The organism is Roseateles sp. FW305-36 (assembly GCF_058787015.1).
This window is the reverse complement of record NZ_JBYSZK010000012.1, coordinates 100,337-123,939: the sequence shown is the minus strand read 5'-3', so window position 1 is coordinate 123,939 and position 23,603 is coordinate 100,337. Positions and strand designations below refer to the sequence as shown.

16 protein-coding genes are annotated in these 23,603 nt (G+C 68.7%); 12 read left to right on the top strand and 4 right to left on the bottom strand.

What is annotated here, in order from left to right:
* Nucleotides 1–104 precede the first annotated feature (104 nt).
* The 7 genes from AC3WOE_RS21185 to AC3WOE_RS21155 all read left to right on the top strand — a co-directional run bounded on the left by AC3WOE_RS21185 (nt 105) and on the right by AC3WOE_RS21155 (nt 13,016).
* A complete protein-coding gene (locus AC3WOE_RS21185; protein ID WP_492693272.1) occupies nt 105–2,933 on the top strand; it encodes a TonB-dependent receptor in 2,829 nt (942 codons plus the stop codon).
* Between the two features lie 64 nt (nt 2,934–2,997).
* Nucleotides 2,998–4,371 (top strand): alpha-amylase family glycosyl hydrolase, encoded by a 1,374-nt coding sequence (locus tag AC3WOE_RS21180; RefSeq protein ID WP_492693270.1) that lies wholly within the window; start codon nt 2,998–3,000, stop codon nt 4,369–4,371.
* Nucleotides 4,372–4,381: 10 nt separating this feature from the next.
* On the top strand, nt 4,382–5,899 hold the full coding sequence (locus tag AC3WOE_RS21175; RefSeq protein ID WP_492693268.1) for a tryptophan halogenase family protein: 1,518 nt from the start codon (nt 4,382–4,384) through the stop codon (nt 5,897–5,899).
* Nucleotides 5,893–7,935 (top strand): glycoside hydrolase family 97 protein, encoded by a 2,043-nt coding sequence (locus tag AC3WOE_RS21170; RefSeq protein ID WP_492693267.1) that lies wholly within the window; start codon nt 5,893–5,895, stop codon nt 7,933–7,935. The genes AC3WOE_RS21175 and AC3WOE_RS21170 overlap by 7 nt, the downstream gene beginning before the upstream one ends.
* Before the next feature lie 4 nt (nt 7,936–7,939).
* Nucleotides 7,940–9,133, top strand: coding sequence for a sugar MFS transporter (locus AC3WOE_RS21165; RefSeq protein ID WP_492693266.1), 1,194 nt, complete (start codon nt 7,940–7,942; stop codon nt 9,131–9,133).
* The gene (locus AC3WOE_RS21160; protein ID WP_492693264.1) at nt 9,133–10,164 is read left to right on the top strand and encodes a MurR/RpiR family transcriptional regulator; all 1,032 of its coding nucleotides are present in this window, start codon (nt 9,133–9,135) and stop codon (nt 10,162–10,164) included. Before AC3WOE_RS21165 ends, AC3WOE_RS21160 begins: the two co-directional genes overlap by 1 nt.
* Nucleotides 10,165–10,256: 92 nt before the next feature.
* Nucleotides 10,257–13,016: a diguanylate cyclase gene (locus AC3WOE_RS21155; protein ID WP_492693263.1), complete on the top strand. Its 2,760-nt coding sequence runs from the start codon at nt 10,257–10,259 to the stop codon at nt 13,014–13,016.
* Here the strand turns inward: AC3WOE_RS21155 and AC3WOE_RS21150 are convergent.
* Nucleotides 12,988–13,131 carry a hypothetical protein gene (locus tag AC3WOE_RS21150; protein ID WP_492693261.1) on the bottom strand — a complete coding sequence of 48 codons (144 nt, stop codon included), beginning with the start codon at nt 13,129–13,131 and terminating at the stop codon, nt 12,988–12,990. The genes AC3WOE_RS21155 and AC3WOE_RS21150 overlap by 29 nt on opposite strands.
* An 11-nt stretch (nt 13,132–13,142) precedes the next feature.
* Entirely contained in the window at nt 13,143–14,141 is a 999-nt protein-coding gene (locus AC3WOE_RS21145) for a thioredoxin family protein (RefSeq protein ID WP_492693259.1), read from the bottom strand.
* A gap of 69 nt (nt 14,142–14,210) precedes the next feature.
* Between AC3WOE_RS21145 and AC3WOE_RS21140 the strand changes: the two genes are divergently transcribed.
* Entirely contained in the window at nt 14,211–14,807 is a 597-nt protein-coding gene (locus AC3WOE_RS21140) for a TetR/AcrR family transcriptional regulator (RefSeq protein ID WP_492693258.1), read from the top strand.
* Between the two features lie 169 nt (nt 14,808–14,976).
* Here AC3WOE_RS21140 and AC3WOE_RS21135 read toward each other — a convergent pair whose 3' ends face one another.
* Nucleotides 14,977–18,093: a TonB-dependent receptor gene (locus AC3WOE_RS21135; protein ID WP_492693256.1), complete on the bottom strand. Its 3,117-nt coding sequence runs from the start codon at nt 18,091–18,093 to the stop codon at nt 14,977–14,979.
* Between the two features lie 260 nt (nt 18,094–18,353).
* Here AC3WOE_RS21135 and AC3WOE_RS21130 point away from each other — a divergent pair, with 260 nt between their 5' ends.
* The 4 genes from AC3WOE_RS21130 to AC3WOE_RS21115 are packed head-to-tail and all read left to right on the top strand — an operon-like array spanning nt 18,354 to nt 23,010.
* On the top strand, nt 18,354–19,031 hold the full coding sequence (locus AC3WOE_RS21130; protein ID WP_492693254.1) for a GntR family transcriptional regulator: 678 nt from the start codon (nt 18,354–18,356) through the stop codon (nt 19,029–19,031).
* A gap of 20 nt (nt 19,032–19,051) precedes the next feature.
* Nucleotides 19,052–20,191 (top strand): fumarylacetoacetate hydrolase family protein, encoded by a 1,140-nt coding sequence (locus tag AC3WOE_RS21125; RefSeq protein WP_492693252.1) that lies wholly within the window; start codon nt 19,052–19,054, stop codon nt 20,189–20,191.
* Nucleotides 20,188–21,939 carry an IlvD/Edd family dehydratase gene (locus AC3WOE_RS21120; RefSeq protein ID WP_492693250.1) on the top strand — a complete coding sequence of 584 codons (1,752 nt, stop codon included), beginning with the start codon at nt 20,188–20,190 and terminating at the stop codon, nt 21,937–21,939. The genes AC3WOE_RS21125 and AC3WOE_RS21120 overlap by 4 nt, the downstream gene beginning before the upstream one ends.
* Before the next feature lie 27 nt (nt 21,940–21,966).
* Nucleotides 21,967–23,010 (top strand): pirin family protein, encoded by a 1,044-nt coding sequence (locus AC3WOE_RS21115; RefSeq protein ID WP_492693248.1) that lies wholly within the window; start codon nt 21,967–21,969, stop codon nt 23,008–23,010.
* On the opposite strand, the gene AC3WOE_RS21110 is transcribed toward AC3WOE_RS21115, so the two are convergent.
* On the bottom strand, nt 23,003–23,587 hold the full coding sequence (locus AC3WOE_RS21110; protein WP_492693246.1) for a DUF1877 family protein: 585 nt from the start codon (nt 23,585–23,587) through the stop codon (nt 23,003–23,005). The genes AC3WOE_RS21115 and AC3WOE_RS21110 overlap by 8 nt on opposite strands.
* Between the last annotated feature and the right edge of the window lie 16 nt (nt 23,588–23,603).

Genomic DNA, 23,603 nt, shown 5'->3' with positions numbered 1-23,603 from the left:
CCAAACCGGAGCATCGCGGCCGTTCGCTCAACACAACCGGACTCGCGACCCGGTTGCCACGTGCAGAACCGGACCCGACCACTACAACATACGAGAGGCAAACCATGGCTCATCTGCCAGCCGCACGAGCGCCGCGCCAGCCGCAAGCGCGCGGGCTCCACATCCTTCCCATCGCCCAGGCCTGCGCCCTGCTGCTCGCGGGCGCCGCCCAGGCCCAGACCGCGCCGGCCGCCGAGTCGCTGGAGACCGTCGTCGTCACCGGCATCCGCAAGAGCGTCGAAGACTCCATCGCCACCAAGCGCAACAACTCGTCCATCGTCGAGGCCATCAATGCCGAAGACATCGGCAAGCTGCCCGACGTGACGGTGGCCGAGTCCCTCGGCCGCGTCAGCGGCATCGCCGTGCAGCGCAGCAAGGTCAACGGCAAGGCCGCCGGCGTCAGCGTGCGCGGCATGGCCCCGGCCTTCGGCGGCTCGCTGTTCAACGGCCGCGAAGTGGCCTCCACCAGCGACGCCCGCAGCCCCGAGTTCGACCTCTTCCCCGCCGAGCTGCTGAGCAGCATCCTGATCTACAAGACGCCCGACGCCGGCCTGGTGGGCCAGGGCCTGTCGGCCACCGTCGACATGCGCACCATCCGTCCGCTGGACTACGGCAAGCGCACCTTCGCCGCCAATGTGCGCAAGGAGCGCATCGGCGAGGGCTCCGGCGTCGAGGTCGGCTCGGGCCACCGCACCAGCCTGGTCTATGTGGACCAGTTCGCCAACAAGACCCTGGGCGTGGCCGTGGCCCTGAGCCGTGCCCGCGAGGACAACGGCGGCGAGCAGCGCTTCGACAGCTGGGGCGGCTGGGCGCCGCAGGTCGACTACAACGGCCAGCAGGTGGCCGTGCCCGGCGGCTTCAAGCACGAGACCCAGCGCCGCCAGAGCACCCGCGACGGCGCCACGCTGACGCTGCAGTACAAGCCCAGCAGCGAGTTCAAGACCTCGGCCGACATCTTCTACGGCGCCGGCACCGAGAAGACCAAGCAGACCGGCCTGGAAGGCGCCATCGCCTTCGGCGCGGGCGTCTACGACCCCAACGGCGCGCTCAGCAACGCCACCATCGCCAACGGTGTCGCCACCAGCGGCACGATGAGCAACTACAAGGGCGTGGTGCGCAACCACATGTTCTCGAACAAGGACCGCCTGTTGGCCCTGGGCGTGAACAGCGAGCTCAAGACCGGTGACTGGCGCTGGGAGGCCGACCTGTCGCGCTCCCACGGCGTCAAGAACATGAGCAACTTCGAGACGACGGCCGGCCAGCCGGGCAACACGCCTGCTTCCCAGCTCGCCAGCATCAGCTGGACGGGCTTCAACGGCAGCAACTTCGCCGACGTGAAGTACACGACCAGCGGCAACTTCGCCGACCGCAACTTCGCCGTGCTGACCGACGTCGACGGCTGGGGCGGTGGCCCCGCCACGCCGCAGGCCGGCTACGCCTCCCTGCCCACCATCGACGACACCCTGACCAGCGTGCGCCTGACGGCCCACCGCGACCTGGAATGGGGCCCCATCGTCGGCACCAAGTTCGGCATCAACCTCAACAAGCGCGACAAGGCCCGCACCGGCGACGAAGGCCGCCTGTCCATCCTGAACAGCAGCGACGGTTTTGCCAGCGCCAAGATCCCCGGCAGCGCCACGGCCATCGCCGGCGCCTCGGGCATCGAGGTCGCGTCCTGGGACCCGACCGGCTCGCTGGGCAGCATCTACGCCATCAACCGCTGGGTCGACGCCACCGTGCTGTCGCGCAACTGGACGGTGGGCGAGAAGGTGGCCACGGCCTACGCCCAGGCTGACCTGAGCGGCGATCTCGGCAGCCTGCCCTACAGCGGCAACATCGGCCTGCAGCTGGTGCACACCGACCAGAACGCCAGCGGCAACCAGGTGGACCTGGCCAAGTGCACGGGCATCACGGTGGACACCTGCCCCTACGTCGTGCGCACCGACGGCACCAGCTACAACCACCTGCTGCCGTCGCTGAACCTGACCTTCGAGCTCGGCAACCAGCAGCTGCTGCGCCTGGGCGCGGGCAAGCAGGTGGCGCGCGCCAACCTCGACAACATGAAGGCGAGCCTCGACTTCGGCGTGCAGAACGCGACGGCCCTGCAGCCGGCGCTGACGGGTTTTGCCGGCAACCCCAAGCTCAAGCCCTACGCGGCCAAGGCACTGGACCTGTCCTACGAGAAGTACTTCGACAAGTACGGCTACATCAGCCTGGCCGGCTTCTTCAAGAAGCTGGACAACTACGTCATCAACGCCCCGCGCGACTTCGACTTCAAGCCTTACACCAGCGCCAACACGCCGCTGCCCGACCACGGCCCCTACAAGGGCTCGACCGTCGGCTTCCTGACCCAGCCGGTCAACGGCCAGGGCGGCAACATGCACGGCTTCGAGCTGGCCATCAACCTGCCGGGCCGCATGGCCTTCGACTGGCTCGACGGCTTTGGCGCCCAGGTGAACCACTCCTACACGTCGAGCTCGATCCGGCTGCCCACCAGCGGCTTCGTGTCGCCGCAGAACGGCCCGGTGTTCAAGGACGTGGTCAGCGAGATCGGCCTGCCCGGCCTGTCCAAGAACGTGACGACGCTGCGCCTGTACTACGAGAAGCACGGCTTCCAGCTGGCCTGGGCGGCCCACAAGCGCTCGGACTTCATCGGCCAGATCCTGGACTACCGCAGCGACTCGCAGTTCACCTTCATCAAGGGCGAGACCATCGTCGATGCCCAGGTGGGCTATGAAATCCAGGAGGGTTGGCTCAAGGGTCTGTCGGTGCTGCTGCAGGGCCACAACATGACCAACACGCCTTTCCAGGAGTACACGACGGACCGCAACGTCATCACCAACAAGGTGGTCTACGGCAAGACGTACCGACTGGGCCTCAATTACCGCTACTGATTGACCCAGCTCCGCTGCGCCCTGGCCTCCCGGCTGGGGCGCGGCCTCTCCTGCTCTGCATATCGTGACCACCGCCCTCCGCGCCTTCGCGCAGCTGCTGCTTGCACTGGCCTTCGTGCCCGCGCTCGCCACCCCCCTCGCCGTCGACCAACCCAAGCCCTATGTGCACGTCCAGCACCCGGCCTGGGCGCGCAATGCGACCCTCTACCAGATCAACACCCGCCAGTTCACGCCGGAGGGGACCTTCCGCGCCGCCGAGGCCCAGCTGCCGCGCCTCAAGGCCCTGGGCGTCGACATCCTCTGGCTGATGCCCATCCACCCCATCGGCGAGAAGAACCGCAAGGGTGCTCTGGGCAGCCCCTACGCCGTGCGCGACTACCTCGCCGTCAACCCCGAGCTCGGCACGCTGGCCGACCTGAAGCGCTTTGTCGCCGCCGCCCATTCCCTCGGCCTCAAGGTCATCCTCGACTGGGTCGGCAACCACACGGCCTGGGACAGCGTGCTCGTGAAGCAGCACCCCGACTGGTATGCCCGCAACGAACAGGGCCAGTTCACACCCACGCCCTGGTACGACTGGGACGACATCATCGACCTCGACTACGACAAGCCGGCCCTGCGCCGCTACATGACCGAGGCCCTGCTCTACTGGGTGCGCGACGTCGGCGTCGACGGCTATCGCGTCGATGCGGCCGGCCTGTCGCCGCTGGACTTCTGGGAGCAGGCCGCCAAGGAGCTGCGCGCCATCAAGCCCGTCTTCCTGCTGGCCGAGTGGGAGAGCCGTGACCTTCACGCCCGGGCCTTCGACGCCACCTATGCCTGGAGCTGGTGGGACGCCATGAAGCTGATCGCCGAGGGCCGCGCCGACGCAACCTCGCTGTATCCCTATTACGCGTGGAACCGCAAGTTCTTCCCGCGCCAGGCCTACCGGCTGCTCTACACGACCAACCACGACAAGAACGCCTGGGAAGGCACCGAGCACGAGATCTTCGGCGCCGCGGTGGACGCGGTGACGGTGCTGAGCTTCATCAGCGAGGGCCTGCCGCTGATCTACAACGGCCAGGAAGCCGGCAACGCCAGGCGCCTGGCCTTCTTCGAGCGCGACCCCATCGTCTGGAAGGACGCGCCCCAGGGCGAACTGTTGCGCCGCCTCATCGCGCTGAAAAAGCGCAGCACGGCGCTGTGGAATGGTGCAGACGGCGCCGTCATGGAGCCGGTGGCCAACAGCGCACCGAGGCAGGTCTTCAGCTTCGTGCGCGGCAACGGCAAGGACAAGGTGCTCGCCGTCTTCAACCTGTCGGCCCAGCCCGTCGAGGTCGCACTGAAGGGCAGCCGCCCCGCCGGCCGCTATCTCGACTTCAACGGCGGCGCCGAAGTCAGGCTGGAAGACGGCAGCACGCTGAGCCTGCCCGCCTGGGGCTGGCGCGTCCTGGTGCAGTAAGGAGACCTCCATGCAACAGAACCTGAACACCGTCGTGATCGTCGGCGGTGGCACGGCCGGGTGGATGACAGCGGCCGCACTCGCCAAGGTCACGCGGGGCCGCGTGGCGATCAAGCTCGTCGAGTCCGAGGAGATCGGCACCGTCGGCGTCGGCGAATCGACCATTCCGATGATCCGGCTGTTCAACCAGCTGCTCGGCATCGACGAGAACGAGTTCATGCGCGAGACCCAGGCCACCTTCAAGCTCGGCATCGAGTTCCGTGACTGGGGCGCAATCGGCGACCGCTATCTGCACGCCTTCGGCCAGATCGGCCACCGCTCCAGCATCCTGCCCTTCCACCACTACTGGCTGCGCATGCACCAGTCCGGCAAGGCGCCGGACCTGTGGGCCCATTCCATCAACGGCTCGGCAGCGCGCGCCCATCGCTTCATGCGCGCCGACGCCAGCCTCGGCCACTCGCCGCTGGCCGAGATCGTCCACTCCTTCCATATCGACGCCGGCCTCTATGCCCGCTATCTGCGCCGCTATGCCGAGGGCCTGGGCGTGCAGCGCAGCGAGGGCCGCGTACTCGACGCGCAGCTGCACGAGAACGGCCATGTCCGCAGCGTGCGCCTGGCCGGCGGCGCGGCGATCGAAGGTGAGCTCTTCATCGACTGCTCAGGCTTCCGCGGCCTGCTCATCGAGCAGACGCTGAAGACCGGCTACGAGCACTGGAACCACTGGCTGCCCTGCGACCGCGCCGTCGTCGTGCCCAGCGCGCCAGCGTCTGATCTGCTGCCCTTCACCCGCGCCACTGCACGCCCCGCGGGCTGGCAATGGCGCATCGGCCTGCAGCACCGCACCGGCAACGGCCATGTCTACGCCAGCCAGGCCATGGGCGACGACGAAGCCGCGGCCCTGCTGTTGCGCAACCTGGACGGCAAGTCCCTGGCCGAGCCGCGCGTGCTGCGCTTCGAAAGCGGCCGGCGCCGCAAGGTCTGGAACCGCAACGTCATCGCCATCGGCCTGTCCTCGGGCTTCATGGAACCGCTGGAGTCGACGTCCATCCATCTCGTGCAGTCGGCCATCGCACGGCTGATCCAGTTTTTCCCCGACCGAGGCTTCAACCCGGCCGACATCGCCGAGTTCAACCGCCAGAGTGACTTCGAGACCGAGCGCATCCGCGACTTCCTGATCCTGCACTATCACGCGACCACACGCAGCGACAGCGCCTTCTGGAACCACTGCCGCACCATGGAGCTGCCCGCCACCCTGCAGGACAAGCTCGATCTCTGGCGCGCCAGCGGCCGCATCGTGCGCCACGGCGACGAGCTGTTCTCCGAGGTCGGCTGGCTGCAGGTGCTGCATGGCCAGGGCATCCAGCCCCGCGGCCACCACCCGCTCGCCGACGCGCTGTCTGAAAGCGAAATCGACGACTATCTGGATGACGCCCGAGCCGTCATCCAGCGCTGCGTGGCGCAGATGCCGAGCCATGCCGAGTTCATCTCGGCCCACTGTGCCGCCGCCAAGGACCCCGAGACATGCTGACCCGTCGCCTGTTTGCCCTCCTCTTCCTCGTCGTCTGCACCGCTGCCCAGGCCGACGACACCGTCGCCACCGTCGCCTCCCCTGACAAGCAGCTCGTCGTCAGCGTGCAGCTGGGCGGCGACGGCCGCCTGGCCTACCGCGTCGACCGGGCGGGCAAGCCCCTCATCAACGCTTCGCGCCTGGGCCTGCTGCTGACCAATGCCCACCAGCTCGACGGCGGCTTCAAGCGGGTCGGCCAGCAGACCACCGAGCATGACGAGACCTGGGAGCAGCCCTGGGGCGAAAGCCGCCGCGTGCGCAGCCACTACCGCGAACTGCTCGTCGAGTTCTCCCAGCCCGACCAGGGCGGCCGCGGCATGGCCCTGCGCTTTCGCGTCTTCGACGACGGCTTCGGCTTCCGCTACGAGCTGCCCGAGCAGCCCCAGCTGCCCATCGCCCGCATCAGCGACGAGCTGACCGAGTTCGACATCGCCGAGCCCGCCACGGCCTGGTCCATCCCCGCCGGCGAGGTCCAGGTGCTGGAGTGCCTGGTGCAGCGCGGCCCGCTGGCCGAGGTCGGGCTGGTCAACACGCCCTTGACGATGCGCACGCGCAGCGGCATCCACCTGGCGCTGCACGAAGCAGCCCTGGTCGACTACGCCTCGATGTGGGTGAGGCGCGTGAGCGGCCAGAAGCTGCGCGCCCAGCTCGCGCCGAGCGCCAGCGGCGCCGCGGTGTTCAAGCAGGGCGGCTTCGCCACGCCCTGGCGCACGCTGCGCGTGGCGGACACGGCCGCAGCACTCTACGAGTCCAACCTCGAACTCAACCTCAATGAGCCCAACAAGCTCGGCGACGTGAGCTGGGTGCAGCCGGGCAAGTTCGTCGGCGTCTGGTGGGAGATGCATCTGGACCGCTCCAGCTGGTCCAGCGGGCCCAAGCATGGCGCGACGACGGCGAATGCCAAGCGCCACATCGACTTCGCGGCCAAGAACGGTTTTCGCGGCGTGCTGGTGGAAGGCTGGAACCTCGGCTGGGACGGCAACTGGGTGGGCAGTGCCTCCGCTTTCGACTACTTGAAGTCCATGTCCGACTTCGACCTCCAAGCCGTCGCGGCCTATGCCAAGTCCAAGGGCGTGCGCCTGATCGGCCACCACGAGACCGGCGGCAACATCGCCCGCTACGAGGCGCAGATGGACGCCGCCTACGCGCTGTACGCCAAGCTGGGCGTGGACAGCATCAAGTCCGGCTATGTGACCGATGCCGGCACGGCCCAGTTCGCGAATCCCGGTGGCAGCGGCACCCACTTCGGCTTCACCGAGTCGCAGGAAGGCGTGCGCCACATGCTGAAGGCGGTCCAGGAGGCTGCCAAATACAAGATCGCCATCGACACCCACGAGCCCGTCAAGGACACCGGCCTGCGCCGCACCTGGCCCAACTGGGTCTCGCGCGAAGGCGCACGGGGCCAGGAGTACAACGCCTGGGGTGACCCGATCAACCCGGTGGACCACGAAGTGAATCTGGTCTTCACCCGCATGCTGAGCGGGCCCATGGACTACACGCCCGGCGTCATCAGCCTGGACGGCGCGCACGGCCGCAAGCTGAACTCGACCCAGGCCAAGCAGCTGGCGCTGTATGTGGCGCTCTACTCGCCCATCGCCATGGTGCCCGACCTCATCGAGCACTACGAGCGCTGGCCTGCCGCCTTCCAGTTCATCAAGGACGTACCGACCGACTGGGAGACGACCCAGGTCATCCATGGCGAGCTGGGCGAAGTGGCCACCATCGCGCGCAAGGACCGCCGCAGCGAGGACTGGTATGTCGGCGCCATCACGAACGGCGACGGCCGACGCCTGACGCTGCCGCTGGGCTTCCTGACCCCGGGCCGCGGCTACCGCGCCGAGATCTACCGCGACGGCGACAAGGCCGACTACCGCGATGCCCAGCACCGCTTCGATCTCGTCACCGAGCAGGTCACCGTGACCTCCACCGACTCCCTGCCCCTGCGCCTCGCTCCAGGCGGCGGCCAGGCCATCCGATTCGTTGCCCTTCCCCAGTAAGCCCATGTCTGTCCCCGCCTCCGCCCTGCCGGCGCCAGCCACATCGCGCGCACCCCTCGCCATCGTCACCCTGCTCTTCTTCATGTGGGGCCTGCTGACGGCGTTGAACGACGTGCTCATCCCTCACCTCAAGGCGCTGTACACGCTGAGCTATCTGCAGGCCATGCTGGTGCAGTTCTGCTTCTTCGGTGCCTACTTCCTGGTCTCGCTGCCGGCCGGCCGGCTGATCCAGCGCCTGGGCTATCAGCGCGGCGCCGTCGCGGGCCTGGCGGTCGCGGCCACAGGCTGCCTGCTCTTCCTGCCCGCCGTCGGCGCCGGCTATGCCCTCTTCCTGTTCGCCTTCTTCGTGCTGGCGGCCGGCATCACGGTGCTGCAGGTGGCGGCCAATCCCTATGTGGCCGCACTCGGCGACCCGCGCACGGCCTCGAGCCGGTTGACGTTGACCCAGGCCTTCAACTCCCTGGGCACGGCCGTCGCGCCAGCCCTGGGCGTGCTCATCCTGCCCGCGGGAGCGAGCGGCAGTGTGCAAGGGCCTTATCTGGCGCTCGCCCTCGCCTTGCTGGCCCTGGCTGGCTTCTTCGCAATGGCCCGCCTGCCACGCATCGCCGACGAGACTGCGCCGGCCAGCGGCTCCGCGATGGCGGTGGCGGGTTCGCACCCTCATCTGCTCTGGGGCGTCGTCGCCATCTTCCTGTACGTCGGCGCCGAGGTCAGCATCGGCAGCCTGCTGATCAACTTCATGCAGGAGGCCGCCGGCCTGAGCGCCGCCACGGCCGCGCCCTACCTCAGCCTCTACTGGGGCGGTGCCATGGTGGGCCGCTTCATCGGCGTGGCCGTCATGCGCGTGATGGCACCCGGCCGCCTGTTGGCCGTGCATGCAGCCCTGGCCGTCGCGCTGCTCGTCGTCGGCGTGACCACCCACGGCCCCGTCGCCATGTGGGCCCTGCTGGCCGTCGGCCTGTGCAACTCCATCATGTTCCCCACCATCTTCAGCATGGCCGTGCATCGCCTGGGTGCGCAGACCGCTCAAGGCTCGGGCCTGCTGTGCATGGCCATCGTCGGCGGCGCCCTGCTGCCGCTGGTGCAGGGGCACGCCGCCGACGTCATCGGCCTGCAGGCTTCCTTCGGCGTGCCGGCCCTCTGCTATGCCGGCATCGCCTGCTACGGCTGGCGCTTTGCCGGCCTCTTCAAGAGCTGATGGACGCCCAACCCTGGCCACGGCTGCTGGCCTGCTGGCGCGACGGGCGGCTGAGCACCGTGCTGCTGCACGCCGACGGTCGCCGCGCCCATGCACGCGACGAGGCCATCCAGGACGGCACCCAGCTGGCACCGGCGCTGGCCGACGCCCTCGCCGCCCTGCACCGCCCGGTCCATCACGCCGTGCTGATGACGGACACCGAGCTTGCCGCCGACACGTTGAGCAAGCGCCTGGGCCTGGCCACGCTGTGCACCGTGCCCTGGGCTCGTGCGCTGCGTCTGGCGCCGGAAGACGAGGCCGGCTGGACGGGCGCGGCGCGAGCCCTGGACCTGGCCCTGCACACACCCGCCAGCGGCGCCGTCTGCGCGCAGATTCGCGGCGCCTACACGCACCTGACGCGTTGCGAACGCCGTGTCGCCGACATCGTCCTCGCCAACCCCAGCGCAGCACTGGAGACCGCCACCGCCAGGCTCGCCGACGCCGCCCAGGTCAGCCAGCCCCAGGTCATTCGCTTCTGCCGCGCCCTGGGCTTCGACGGCGTGAAGGCCTTCAAGCGCGCCCTGGCCGAAAGCCTGGCCGTCGGTGACGACGCCGCCAGCACCGGCCATCCGCTGCTGGCCCGCAGCACCCAGGCCCTGCGCGGCCTGGACCGCGCGACGCTGGGCCGGGCGGTCAGCACGCTCACGCACGCCAGCCAGATCGTCGTGCTGGCCGACAGCGCCCGCGCACCGCTGCGCGAGCTGGCCTTGCAGTCGCTGTGGCGGGCCGGCCTGGCCGCGCGGCCGGCGCTGCCGGGAGATCCGCAGCCGGCCTCGTCCGCCGTCTGCCTGGCCCTGGGCCGCGAGGCCGTACCGCACAGCGGGGCCGACGGCGTGTGGGTCACCGAGAGCGTCCAGGCCTCCAGCGCCGTCCAGCTGGTCACCGGGGCCGAGGCCGAACTGGCACCCACCCTGCTCGCCACCCTGACCCTGCAGCTGCTGCTGGCCGACGTGGCGGCGGCGCGGCCCAGGCGGCCTGTTTCTGCAAGCTGACCACCCCGGCGCAACCCGGGAAACCCCGGCTCGCCTCGAGCCACCGACTCCTAAGATGCCCCGCGGCGGGAAGACCATCGGGGAGGATGGCGATGTCGTTGGCACCCATGTCGTTCTATGCCGGGCAGGGACAGCTGCTCGAGATGATCGCCCGCGGCGCGGCACTGCCCGACACGCTGGAGCGCCTGGCCCTGCTGATCGAGGCGCAATCCGACGGCCTGTACTGCTCGGTGCTGTTGCTCGACGAAGACGGCGTGCATGTGCGCCCCGGCGTCGGCCCGCGGCTGCCGCCGGCCTATCTGCAGGCCCTGAACGGCTTTGCCATCGCCCCCGACGCGGGCTCCTGCGGCAGCGCGATGGCGCGCGCCGAGACCGTCATCGTCAGCGACATCTGCACCGACCCGCGCTGGGCCGCCTACAAGGGCCTCATCGAGCACGAGGGCTTTCGCGCCTGCTGGTCCACGCCCATCTTCTCGACGCAGCGCCGGGTGCTGGGCTCGTTCGCGATGTACTACAAGGCGGTGCGCACCCCCAGCGCCGGCGAGCTGGAGCTGCTGACCGTGGCCACGCAGCTGGGCGCCATCGCCATCGAGCAACAGCGCAAGCAGGAGCAGCTGCAGCGCTACCAGACGCATCTGGAAGCTCTGGTCGAACAGCGCACGGGCGAGCTGGAACGCACGCTGCTGGAGCAGCGCGCCATCTTCGACAACGCGACCGTTGCCATCATCGTCGTCGACACCGAGCGCCGCGTCGCCCGCTGCAACCGGCGGCTGGAGGAGATCCTGGGCTATGGGCCGGGCGAGCTGGTCGGGCTGTCGACGCGAATCTATTTCGAGTCCGACGAGGCCTGGGAGGCCTATGGCCGGGCGACGCGTGCGGCCGTGCTGGCGGGCGAGGCCTATGTCGGCGACACGGTGGCCGTGCGCAAGGACGGCCGGCGCATCTGGTGCAGCAGCCACGGCAAGGCCATCGATCCGCAGGACCTCTCCAAGGGCACGATCTGGGTCGGCATCGAGATCACGGAACGCCGCCAGGCCGAGGAAGCGCGCCAGCAGCTGCTGCTGGAGTACCAGGCCATCCTGGACAACGCGTCGCTGGGCATCACCTTCACGCGCGACCGTACCTTTCTGCACTGCAACGAGCGCTTCGACGCGATGTTCGGCTGGCCGGCGCACGAGCTGGTCGGGCTGCCGACGTCCATCGTCTACCCGGACGCTGCGGCCTTCGAGGAACTGGGGCGCCAGGCCGTTCCGGTGCTGAGCAGCGGCCAGCGCCTGGATGTCGAACTGCAGATGAAGCGGCGCGACGGCTCGCTGTTCTGGTGCCGCATGCTGGCCAAGGCCATCGACCCCAACGACGGCAGCAAGGGCACCATCTTCATCACCGAGGACATCACGGCCCGCAAGGAGGGCGAGCGCGCGCTGCAGCAAGCCCTGTTCGAGTTGCAGGCCATCTTCGACAACACCAACGCCGGCATCCACCTCGTGCGCGACCGCCGCACCATGCGCTGCAACCGCGCCATGGAAGAGATGCTGGGCTTCGGGCCGGGCGAGCTGACGGGGCTGTCGACACGGGTCTTCTTCCCGTCCGACGAGGCTTTCGAGGCCCTGGGCCGGGACGGCTACGAGGCACTCAACCGCGGTGAGGTCTGGATGACCGAGGCCCAGCTGCTGACCAAGGACGGCCGCCTCATCGAGGTCAGCGCCCATGGCAAAGCCATGGATGTCAACGACCCGTCGCAGGGGACGCTCTGGGTCTCCCACGACATCACGGCACGCAAGCAGGCCGAGGCCGCCCTGCGCGCCGTCAACGACAAGCTCGAGTCCAGCCTCGTCGTCGTGCGTCAGACCTACCGCGAGGTCAGCCTGCTCAGCGAGCTGTCCAGCTTCCTGCAGGCCTGCGAGACGCCGCGCGAGGCCTACGACTGCCTGGGTCGCTACGGCCCCCGCCTCTTTCCCGGCAGCGGCGGTGCGCTGTATCTGCTGACGCCGGGCAGCGATCTGCTGGAGGAGCAGCTGGGCTGGGGTGAGCTCGCGGAGGCCGAGGCCAGCTTCGGCGGCCAGGAATGCTGGGCATTGCGGCGCGGCCGGCCGCACCAGCTTGACGGCGGTGGCCAGCCGCTTTGCTGCCCGCATCTGCGCCTGGCGGGCCGCGAGGTCACCAGCAACTGCCTGCCGCTGGTCGCCCAGGGCGACACCTTCGGCCTGCTGCTGGTGCTGCACCGCGGCCCGCCGCCGGAGGCCGAACAGGGCGACATGCGCCAGCGCCTGGCCGTGGCCCTGGCCGAGCAGATGGGGCTGGCCCTGGCCAATATCCGGCTGCGCGAGACGCTGCGCCTGCAGTCCATCCGCGACCCTCTGACCGGCCTCTACAACCGCCGCTTCATGGACGAGTCGCTGCGTCGCGAACTGGCCCGCGCGCGCCGCAGCGGCCAGCCGCTGGCGCTGGCCCTGATCGACGTCGACCACTTCAAGCAGTTCAACGACCAGCATGGCCACGAAGCCGGCGACCTGGTGCTGCAGCAGGTCGCCCGCGCACTGGAGTCGCGGGTGCGCTCCAGCGACGTCGTCTGCCGCTTCGGCGGCGAGGAATTCGTCGTGCTGATGACCGAGCTGACGCCCGAACTGGCCCTGCGCCGTGCCGAGGAACTGCTTCAGGCCGTGCGCGACCTCGTGCTCGTGCATGGCGGCCGGCCGCTCGGGCCGCTCAGCGCCTCACTGGGCCTGGCCTTGCATCCGCGCCATGGCGAACAGCCCCAGGCGCTGATCGAGACCGCCGACACCGCCCTGTATGCCGCCAAACATGCCGGCCGGGACCGCGTCGTCATCGCGGCGGATCGGGCAGGGTCCTAGGCGCGGGCGACGGCTGCAGGGCACGAAAGCGGCGCTGCGCCAGCACCAGCATGCGGCCGAAGGAGATGGCGATGCGCGTCGGCGCGGTTGTCGTCTTGGGGGAAGGCATGTCCATGGGGAGTCTCCTCAACCGAAGGTGAAGGCATAGGCCCGCGCGCCGGGCGCGTCGAAGCGGATCTCGAAGCTGCGTTCGCGCACGGCGCCGCGCTGGCGCACCAGCTGGTAGAGACGCTCGCCGTGGATGACGCCGCGGCCCTCGGCATCGACGTCGAGGCCCGCGTCGGCGCCCGGCGGTTTGCCATCGAGGGTGATGCGAAAGGACAGCGGCCTGCCGTCGACGTTGGGTCCGAGCACGAGATGCAGGTCGCGGGCGTGGAAGCGCAGCAGCACGCCGCCCACGGGGCTGGCCAGCTCGGCGAACTCCCCGCGCACGATCCAGTCGCCGGACAAGGCCCATTCATTGAGGGGTGGGTTGCCGCCGGCGTAGCGCTTGATGCGATCGGGCAGGATGGCGCGCGCGGCACCATGGGCATGGCCGAGATAGGTCTCGGGTGAGCGCACGTTGGCGAGGTCGGGCGCGGCGCCAATGCCCGTCAGCGCTACCTGTGCCATGCCGCCGTCCGCCGCCCTGCCCGCCTCCTTCAGCAGTTCGCGGATGCGCTGTTCGGCCCCCTCGTAGTCGCCCTCGCCGAACTGCTGGTGCCGCACGCCGCCCTGGGCGTCGAGAAAGTAGAGGGCCGGCCAGGCCTGGTTGTTGAAGGCGCGCCAGATCCTGAAGTCGTTGTCCAGCACGATGGGATAGGCGAGCTGGCCGTCCATCGCCGCCTGGCGCACCCGCTTCACGTCGCGCTCGAAGCCGAACTCCGGTGCATGCACGCCGATGACGACCAGTCCCTGCGGCCCGTACTTCTGCGACCAGGCTTTCAGATAAGGCAGGGTGCGCTGGCAGTTGATGCAGGAATAGGTCCAGAAGTCGACCAGCACGACCTTGCCGCGCAGGCCCCCCAGGGTCAGCGGCGGCGAGTTGATCCATTCGCCGCCACCGTCCAGCGTGGGTTGCGGCGCGGCCCAGGCACCCATGCACAGGGCCAGTCCGGCGAAACAGAGGGTGAGCAGTCGTCTCATGGCGAGGTCGGCGTCGGTTGGTTTTCATTATTGTTGACTGATCGTTCAAAAACAAGTCCAATTCAGTCCATGGCAAGACCGCTCGAATTCGACCGCGACGAGGCGCTGGCGCGCGCCATGGAGGTGTTCTGGCGCCAGGGCTTCGAGGCCACCGGCATGCCTGACCTCGTCGAAGCCATGGGCATAGGTCGCCAAAGCCTCTACAACGCCTTCGAGAGCAAGCGCGGCCTCTTCCTGGAAGCGCTGCGGGCCTACCAGGCCGAGCGCATCAAGTCGCTGCAGAAGGTGCTGGGTTCGGCGCCGACGCCGTTGCAGGGCGTCGAGGCGCTGCTGACGGGGATCGCGACGGCCACCGGCGCGGCGCGCGCGCGCGGCTGCCTGTCGGTCAACACGGCGGCCGAGATCGGCGTCAAGGACGAGGAGGTTGCCGCCATCCTGCGCCAGGGCGCGCGGCAATCCGGGGCGGAGGTCGCCGCCACGCTGGCCCGGGCCAAGGCCCAGGGCGAACTGCCGGCGGGCCTCGACGAAACGGCGGCCGCCGATTTCGTGATGACCGTCGTGCGCGGCCTGCGCCTGAGTGCCAAGGGCGGGGCCGGCGTGGCCGAGACGCGCAACGTCGTGCGCATGGCCATGTCGGCCCTGCGCCATTTCCAGCCCGGGTCCTGAACCTCGCCGTCAGGGCGCCAGCGGGCAAGCGCCGACGCGGGCGGCACAAAGAAAAAGATGAGGACCTCCGTCGGCTGCGGCCGGCGGTGGCCCTCATCGAACCGTCGGCGGGCCACACCCGGACCGCTGGCGGAGACACACAGGAAAGCGTCAGAAGCTGGTTCGCCGATCAGAACTTCATCTGAGCGGTCAGCTGATAGGTACGGCCCGGATTCCAGTAGCTGCGCACGGCGAGCTCTTCCTGGATATAGGACTTCTGCGTGGCCTTGTTCAGGTTGGCAACGTCAAAGTTGAGCGACACGCCCTTGTTCCAGCCCACCCAGTCGCCGATTTCGAGGCGGGTCGAGAGGTCCGCCTGGTAGTAGGCCTTGTTGTACTTGAGCATGGTGCCCGCCGGGATGGAATCCGTGTTCTTCGACTCAAACGGGGTCCGGGCCTGGTAGCTGTTGCTCAGGCGGATGGAGCCGCGGCTGTTCTCGAAGTACACGGTCAGGTTGGCCGTGTACGGCGCAGCGCCGATCGGCACCTGGCCACTGGTGCCCGCGTCCTGCTTGGTGCGGGTGTAGTTGGCGTAGAAGCCCAGGCCGTTGACCGGCAGGAAGCGGTCCAGCGACTGCGCCCAGCTCAACTCCCAGCCCTTCAGCTTCAGGACGTCGGGCGTGTTGACCGGCTGCGACAGCGGAATATTGAACTTGTCGGGGCCGCCGGCCGCAGTCACCGCCAGGTCGATCGCGCTGCCCGCCGCGTACTGCAGCGAGTCGGCACCGAACTCCTGACGGATCTGCGTCAGCGTCAGCTGGCGCACGACAGTGCGCGGGAAGTTCTTGATCTTCTTGTCGAAATAGGCCGCTGCGACATAGCTGCCCTTCTTGTCCGTGTACCACTCCCAGCCCATGTCCAGGTTCTTGGACTCGAAGGGCTTCAGCCCCGGGTTGGTGGCTGTGGCGTTCGACAGGGCCACGTCATTGGACGTCGCCCTCAGCGGCTGCAGCGCCTTGGGGTCAGCGCGGGTGATGGCCTTCGAAGCCGCCGCGCGGACGATCATGTCGTCAGTCAGGTTGTAGGCCAGCGTGCCGCTGGGCAGGGTGTTGCTGTATGAAGTCCGGCCGGTCGTCTCCGTGACAAGGTTGGGGTACAGGCCCCCATTGGTCAGGCCTGCATTGCGCGGATCGGCCACATTGCCGGTGTAGGCGCCGACCGTCTGCATGGTGTGTGTGCGGCGCAGGCCCGCGTCATAGCGCAGCTGGCGGTCGAAGATGCGCGTCTGGCCAGCCACCTCGATGTAGCTGCCGGCGACGTTTTCGGTGAAGTCCTGGGGGGAGGTCCCGCTGAGGGCGTTGCTGCCCGCGACCTGGACCATGTTGGCGGTGATGTTGTTGTAGCCGGTGGCCCCAGCGAAGCGGCTCCAGTCAATCACCACGAAGCCGTTGGGGCCGGGGACCAGGTACTTGGTGATGTCAGGCACGGCCGAGCCTTGATAGGCCAGCGCCGGCCCCCCGGCCGTCGAGCCCTGGCCGTAGCCCGGGTATTGCGTCGCCGGGTTGGCTGTCACCGGCGTGATCACGCAGCCATTCGGGTTGGTGGTGTTGGGCGCGTACATGCGCACGTTCAGGTTGCCGCCGCAGACGACGTTCTGCAGACGGCCATCGTCGGTATACGGCGTGATCAGGCGGTGGTAGGTGTCATAGGCCATGCCGCCCTTGACGGTCAGGCTCTCGTCACCCCAGGCCAGGTTCCAGCGTGCACCCCTCGTCTGGATCGAGCGGTCTTCGCGATTGATGCTGATCTGGGCGCCCGTCGCGTTGCCGTGGTGGTCCCAGGTGTAGAGGGCCGGATTGTTGGGGTCGAAGCCGTTGGGCGTATAGACCGGGAAGTTGCCGTTGGAGCCGATGTTCACCGTGAAGGGCTTGGCCGCGTCGGTCGGGACCAGGATGGTGGGCGCGAGGCGGCTGAATTTGCTGCTGGCCATATTGCCCTGAGCGTCCAGCGTCCACTTGTCGGAGATATGCCATTCGAAGCCCGGGTTCAGGGACGTGAAGCTGCTCTTCTCGTCCATCCGGCGGTATTCGAGAAAGCCGGTGCCGTTGAGGAGGGTGCCGCCCGTCACGAAGCAGTAGACCGAGCAGTCGCTGCGGTCATAGCTCATGGCCGAAGGGATGACGGCACTGTTGCGAACGTTGATGTCGAAGTCGGCACGCTCCTGCTTGCTGGTCTTGCTGCCGGTCAGCATGTCAAGGTAGGCGTCGAAATCCGCGGTCGGGCGGAACTCGAAGCTCAGCAGGGCGTTGGCGCGGTTGCGCTCACCCGCGAAGTTCACCGGACGCGGCAGGCGCGGCATATAGCCGTTGTCGATTTGCTGGATGGTGGCATTGGGGTTCAGCTGCCGCAGCAGGGCCATGTTGACGGGTTGGTTGGCCGTCAACGTCGTCGAGCCATAGGTGCCGGCTGCCGCGGCGGGCACTGCCGTCGGGATGCCCCAGGCACCGTTGGTGGTCGAGGACCCCGTGCCGGTCTGCAGGGGGTTGGTCAGGCGCGGCGTCACCCAGTCCGTGCCGTCCTCGAAGCCGCGCGTGGTGATCTTGTTGCGGGCGAAGGACACGCCGGCCAGCACGCCGAAGGTGTCGCCGAAGGTCGTGCTGAAGATCGCCGTGCCGCGCGTGCTGGGATCGGGCGCGGGGTCGTTCTTGGCCAGCTGCAGCTTGACGGTGCCGCGCGTGCCGGGCTTGTCGAACGGGCGGGCGTTGCGCATGTTCACGACGCCTGCAATACCGCCTTCCAGCATCCCGGCCGTGGGGCTCTTGGACACGGTGATGCGCGAGAACAGGTCGCCTGGCATGAAGTCCAGGTCGACTTCGCGGTTGGCGTTGCCGGCACTGGTGAGGCTCGTGGAGGCCGATGCGACGGGGGCGCCGTTCATCAGGATGCGCGTGAAGTTGGAACCCAGGCCGCGCACCTGGATGTTCAAACCCTCACCCGTCACGTCGCGGTTCACCTGGACGCCGGGAATGCGCGAGATCGACTCGGCCAGGTTGTTGTCCGGGAACTTGCCGATGTCTTCGGCGTGGATCGAGTCCGACAGGCCGATGTTGTCGCGCTTGGCAAGCGCCGAGGCCGCCAAGGAGCTGCGGATGCCGGTGACGACGACCGTCTCCAGTTGCTGGGTCGATGCTGTCGGCGCCGTCTGCGCATAGGCCTGTGAAATCAGGCCGGCCAGCAGCGTGGTGCCCAGGGCCAACTGGCGATCCAGGCGGGTGCGGTGGTTCGGCCGCGAAAAGCTCTTGTTCATCTCGTCTCCTGATTGGTTTTATGACGTCGGCACCATCAAATGGTAGCGCGCACATTTTTGAATTTACGTTCACCAACTTCCGTCGTCAACGAGGGTGTGTACTAATGTATTAGTGCTCCAGCAGGGCCGGACGCGCCTCAGAATTGCGCCCCAGTCGAGGCGTCGACAAGCGCTTTCACACGCCGGGGATGCGTGGGGCTCGCGACGACAATGACCCCCAGCCTTCGCGTGTCGGCGGCAGATTCGGCTTTCCACCTGAGATGAACACCACGCTTGATCCCACCCGCCACGCGGCACCCCAGGTCGTCGAGGCGCTTCGAGCCGCCATCATTTCCCTGGAGCTGGCGCCCGGCAGCGCGCTGGACCGCGGCGAACTGGCCCAGAAGTTCGGCGTCAGCCAGACGCCGGTGCGCGACGCCCTCATCCGCCTCAGCGAAGAGGGCCTGGTGCTGATCCGCGCCCAGTACACGACCCAGGTCAGCCGCATCGACGTGCCGGCCGCCCGCGAAGCGCATTTCCTGCGCCGCTCGATCGAGATCGAGATCGCGCGCCTGCTGGCGCTGTCGCATGACCAGGCGGTGATCGCGGAGCTGCGCACCCAGCTGTCGCGCCAGCTGGACCTCGCCGCCAGCAAGGCCTACCCCGCCTTCATCGCGGCCGACAAGGAATTCCACCGTCTGATGTACGTGGCTGCCGGCCTGCCGCGGCTGTGGGCGGTGGTGACGCGCATGTCGGGCCATGTCGACCGCCTGCGCCTGCTCCATGTGCCGACCGAGGGCAAGGCCGAGTCCATCATGGCCGGCCACCTGACCATCCTGGAAGCCATCGAGTCAGGCGATGCCGAAGCCGCCCAGCTGGCCGTGCGGGAACACCTGTCCGGCACCCTGGCCTCGGTGGATGAGATCCAGCAGCGCTATCCCGAGTACCTGATCCTTTAGGTAGCGCTCACAATCTCGGCATGAACCCCGCCGCCGAGACTTCTTTCCTTCCCGCCGACGCCGAGCGCGCCCTGCTGCTCGGCCGCGTCTGGCGCCCCGACGTGGCCGGCCCGGCCCTGGTCACCGTGCGCCATGGCGAACTGGTCGACCTGTCGCGCCACGCGTCGACCATGGCCGAGCTGCTGGACCATGCCGAGCTGCTGCACATCGCCCGCAGCGCCCCCGGTGAAGTGCTCGGCCCGGTCCAGGCCCTGGCCCCTCGCCTGCTCGCCCCCTGCGACCTGCAGGCCATCAAGGCCTGCGGCGTGACCTTCGCCGTCAGCCTGCTGGAACGCGTCATCGAGGCCCAGGCCGGCGGCGATGCGGCCCGCGCCCACGAGTTGCGCGCGCAACTGCATGAAAGCATCGGCAGCGACCTGTCCACCATCCGCCCCGGCTCCGAAGCCGCGCAGCGCCTCAAGGCCGAGTTCGTCGCCCGCGGCGCCTGGTCGCCCTATCTGGAGGTGGGCCTCGGCCCGGACGCCGAGGTCTTCACCAAGGCTCAGCCCATGTCGGCTGTCGGCTTCGGCGCGGCCGTCGGCCTGCATCCCGATTCGCAGTGGAACAACCCCGAGCCCGAGGTCGTGCTGGCCGTCAACGGCCGCGCCGAGGTCATCGGCGCGACCCTGGGCAATGACGTCAACCTGCGCGACATCGAAGGCCGCAGCGCCCTGCTGCTGGGCAAGGCCAAGGACAACAACGCCTCCTGCGCCATCGGCCCCTTCATCCGCCTGTTCGACGGCGAGCACTTCACGCTGGACACGGTGCGGGCCGCCGAGGTGAGCCTGCGCATCGAAGGCGCAGACGACGGCTTCGTGCTGGAAGGCCTCAGCCGCATGCAGGAGATCAGCCGCGACCCGCTGGAGCTGGTGGGCCATGCCTGCGGCGCCCACCACCAATACCCCGACGGCTTCATGCTCTTCCTCGGCACCATGTTCTCGCCCATCCAGGACCGCGGCGCGCCGGGCGCCGGCTTCACGCATCGCCTGGGCGACCGCGTGACGATTTCAAGCCCGGCTCTGGGCGGCCTCGTCAACACCGTGCAGCGCAGCGACGCCCTGCCGCCGTGGACCTATGGCGTTGGCGCGCTGATGAAGCATCTGCGGAACCGTGCGCCATGAAGCGCCTGCGCTCCCAGGACTGGTTCGACAACCCCGACCATGTCGACATGACGGCGCTCTATCTGGAGCGCTTCATGAACTACGGCCTCACGCCCGCCGAACTGCGCTCGGGCCGGCCCATCATCGGCATCGCGCAGAGCGGCAGCGACTTGAGCCCCTGCAACCGCATCCATCTGGAGCTGGCGAAGCGCGTGCGCGACGGCATCCGCGACGCCGGCGGCATCGCGATGGAGTTCCCGCTGCATCCCATCTTCGAGAACTGCCGCCGCCCCACCGCGGCCCTGGACCGCAACCTGGCCTACCTCGGCCTGGTCGAGATCCTGCACGGCTACCCGCTGGACGCCGTGGTGCTGACGACGGGCTGTGACAAGACAACGCCAGCCCAGGTGATGGCCGCGTCCACCGTCGACATCCCCGCCATCGTGCTGTCCGGCGGGCCCATGCTGGATGGCTGGTTCGAAGGGCAGCTGGTCGGCTCCGGCGCCGCCATCTGGGCCGGCCGCCGGCGCCTGGCGGCCGGCGAGATCGACGAAGAGACCTTCATCCAGATCGCCGCCGCGTCCGCGCCCTCGGCCGGCCACTGCAACACCATGGGCACGGCCTCGACGATGAATGCGCTGGCCGAGGCCCTGGGCCTGTCGCTGACCGGCTGCTCGGCCATCCCCGCGCCCTACCGCGAGCGCGGCCAGATGGCCTACGAGACGGGCCGGCGCATCGTCGAGATGGCTCGCGAGGACTTGCGGCCCTCGCGCATCCTCAGCCGCGACGCCTTCCTCGACGCCATCGTCGTCAACGCCGCCATCGGCGGTTCGACCAATGCCCAGCCGCATCTGGCGGCCATGGCCCGCCATGCCGGCATCGAGTTGACCGCCGCTGACTGGACCGAGGTCGGCCAGCGCGTACCGCTGCTGCTCAATATGCAGCCGGCCGGGCAGTTCCTCGGCGAGCGTTTCCATCGCGCCGGCGGTGTGCCGGCCATCATGTGGGAGCTGCAGCAGTCAGGCCTGCTGCGCACCGAGCGCCCCACGGTGACCGGGCGCACGATGGCCGCCAACCTCCAAGGTCGCGAGACGCACGACCGCGAGGTCATCTTCCCCGTCAGCGCACCGCTGAAGCCCGACGCCGGCTTTGTCGTGCTGAGCGGCAATCTCTTCGACTTCGCCATCCTGAAGGCCAGCGTCATCTCGCCCGCCTTCCGCGCGCGCTATCTGAAGGACGGCGCCTTCGAGGCGCGGGCCATCGTCTTCGATGGCGCCGACGACTATCACGCTCGCATCAACGACCCGGCCCTGGCCATCGACGAAGGCTGCATCCTGGTCATGCGCGGCGCGGGGCCTGTCGGCTGGCCGGGCTCGGCCGAGGTCGTCAACATGCAGCCGCCGGATGCGCTGATCCGCCGCGGCGTGACCAGCCTGCCGACCCTGGGCGACGGCCGCCAGTCCGGCACCTCGGACAGTCCGTCCATCGTGCATGCCTCGCCGGAAAGCGCCGTCGGCGGCGGCCTGGCCTGGTTGCGCACGGGCGATGTCGTCCGCATCGACCTGGAGGCCGGGCGCTGCGATGTGCTGTTGAGCGACGAGGCGCTGTCACACCGACGCGCCGAAGGCCCGCCCGCGTCGCCGGCGAGCCAGACGCCCTGGCAGCAGATCTATCGCTCGACGGTCGGCCCGCTGTCGACCGGTGCCTGCCTGGAGCTGGCCGTCCCCTATCGCGGCGTGGTGGACACGCCGCCGCGACACAATCACTGAGGCCGCGCCGTCGCCCAGAATCGCGCCATGACCGCCTTGCCTGCTTCCATCGTCGCCATCACCCCCCTCGGCATGCCCTGGGAGACCCTCGACCCCTTCCTGTTCTGCGTCCACCACGATGACGCCTACCCGCGCGGCAACGGCCGCCATGGGCCGGATGCGGCGCTGCTGCAGGGCCGGCAGATAGGCTCTGACTTTTCGGGCAAGGACGGCTGGAGCATGTATCACGGCCAGCAGGTGCCCGGCTTCCCCGCCCACCCGCATCGCGGCTTCGAGACCGTGACCATCGTGCGCCAGGGCCGCATCGATCATTCCGACTCGCTGGGCGCCGGCGCGCGCTTCGGCGGCGGCGACGTGCAGTGGCTGACCGCCGGCAAGGGCATCGTGCATGCGGAGATGTTCCCGCTGCTGCACATCGACAAGCCCAACCCCCTCGAGCTGTTCCAGATCTGGCTCAACCTGCCGGCCGACAGCAAGATGGTCGAGCCGCACTTCACGATGTTCTGGTCCGAAGACATTCCGCGGCACCGCTTCGTCGATGACGGGGGGCGGGCCACCGACGTCGTCTGCATCGCCGGCGACCTCGCTGTCGACGGCCAGGCCATGAAGCCGCTCGCGCCGCCGCCGGACTCCTGGGCCTCGCGCCTGGATGCCGACCTCGCCATGTGGACCCTGCGGCTGGAGCCTGGCGCGCAATGGGTGTTGCCCGCGGCTGACGGCGACGGCACACGGCGCAAGCTCTATTTCTTCGCCGGCGCGCGGATCAGCATCGACGGCCAGCCCGTGGCGGTGAAGTCGGCCATCGAGGTCGATGCCCGTGCCGCCATCACCCTGGTCAACGGCGGCGAGGTCGCCGAGCTGCTGATGCTGCAGGGCCGCCCCATCGGCGAACCGGTGGCGCAATACGGCCCCTTCGTGATGAACACCGAGCAGGAGCTGCGGCAGGCCTTCAGCGACTACCAACGCACCCAGTTCGGCGGCTGGCCCTGGACCGATTCGGCACCGGTGCACGGCGAAGGCGATGATCGCTTCGCCCGGCATGCCGATGGCAGGACGGAGCGGCCTAGGTGAACTGCAGAATGGCGCCCAGCGCATGCGCCTGGGCGTGCTGCACAAAGGCCTGCAGCTCCGCCATGTTCTCGGTGAGATAGGCCTGGGTGTCTTCGTCACGCCTCGTCCACAGTCCCTTGGGGTAGACATCGCCCAGGTCCAGCGAGCGATAGGCGGCCAGCAACTGCGCTTCGCTGACGCCGGCGTAGGCCTCGGCGATGCGGGCCATCTCGGCGCTGCGCACATAGAGCGCCGGGCCGTAGCCGACCTCGATGCGGCCGACCTGCCCGCGGCCTTCAAAGAAGCTGGGCGCGTCGGGAGCGCAGGCCTCCAGGCAGACTCTCAAACAGTCCCAGGACTTGTCCAGATCGACCGGCCTCAGTTCGTGCTCGGTGAGGTCCAGGCCCGGGGCTTCCACGGCAGGTGGCGCCCTGCCCAGCAGCTTGGCCAGCCACGAGACCTTGGATTGCTTTTGCAACTCGGCCAGATAGGCGCTGTCATCCTCGGTGTCGACCACCTTCCAGATCAGGGGCGGGTCGGCCAGCAAGCGCTCGATGTTGGCGTCGCTCAGTGTGTAGGCGCAAAAGCAGACTCCCAAGCGCCCTCCTCGTCTG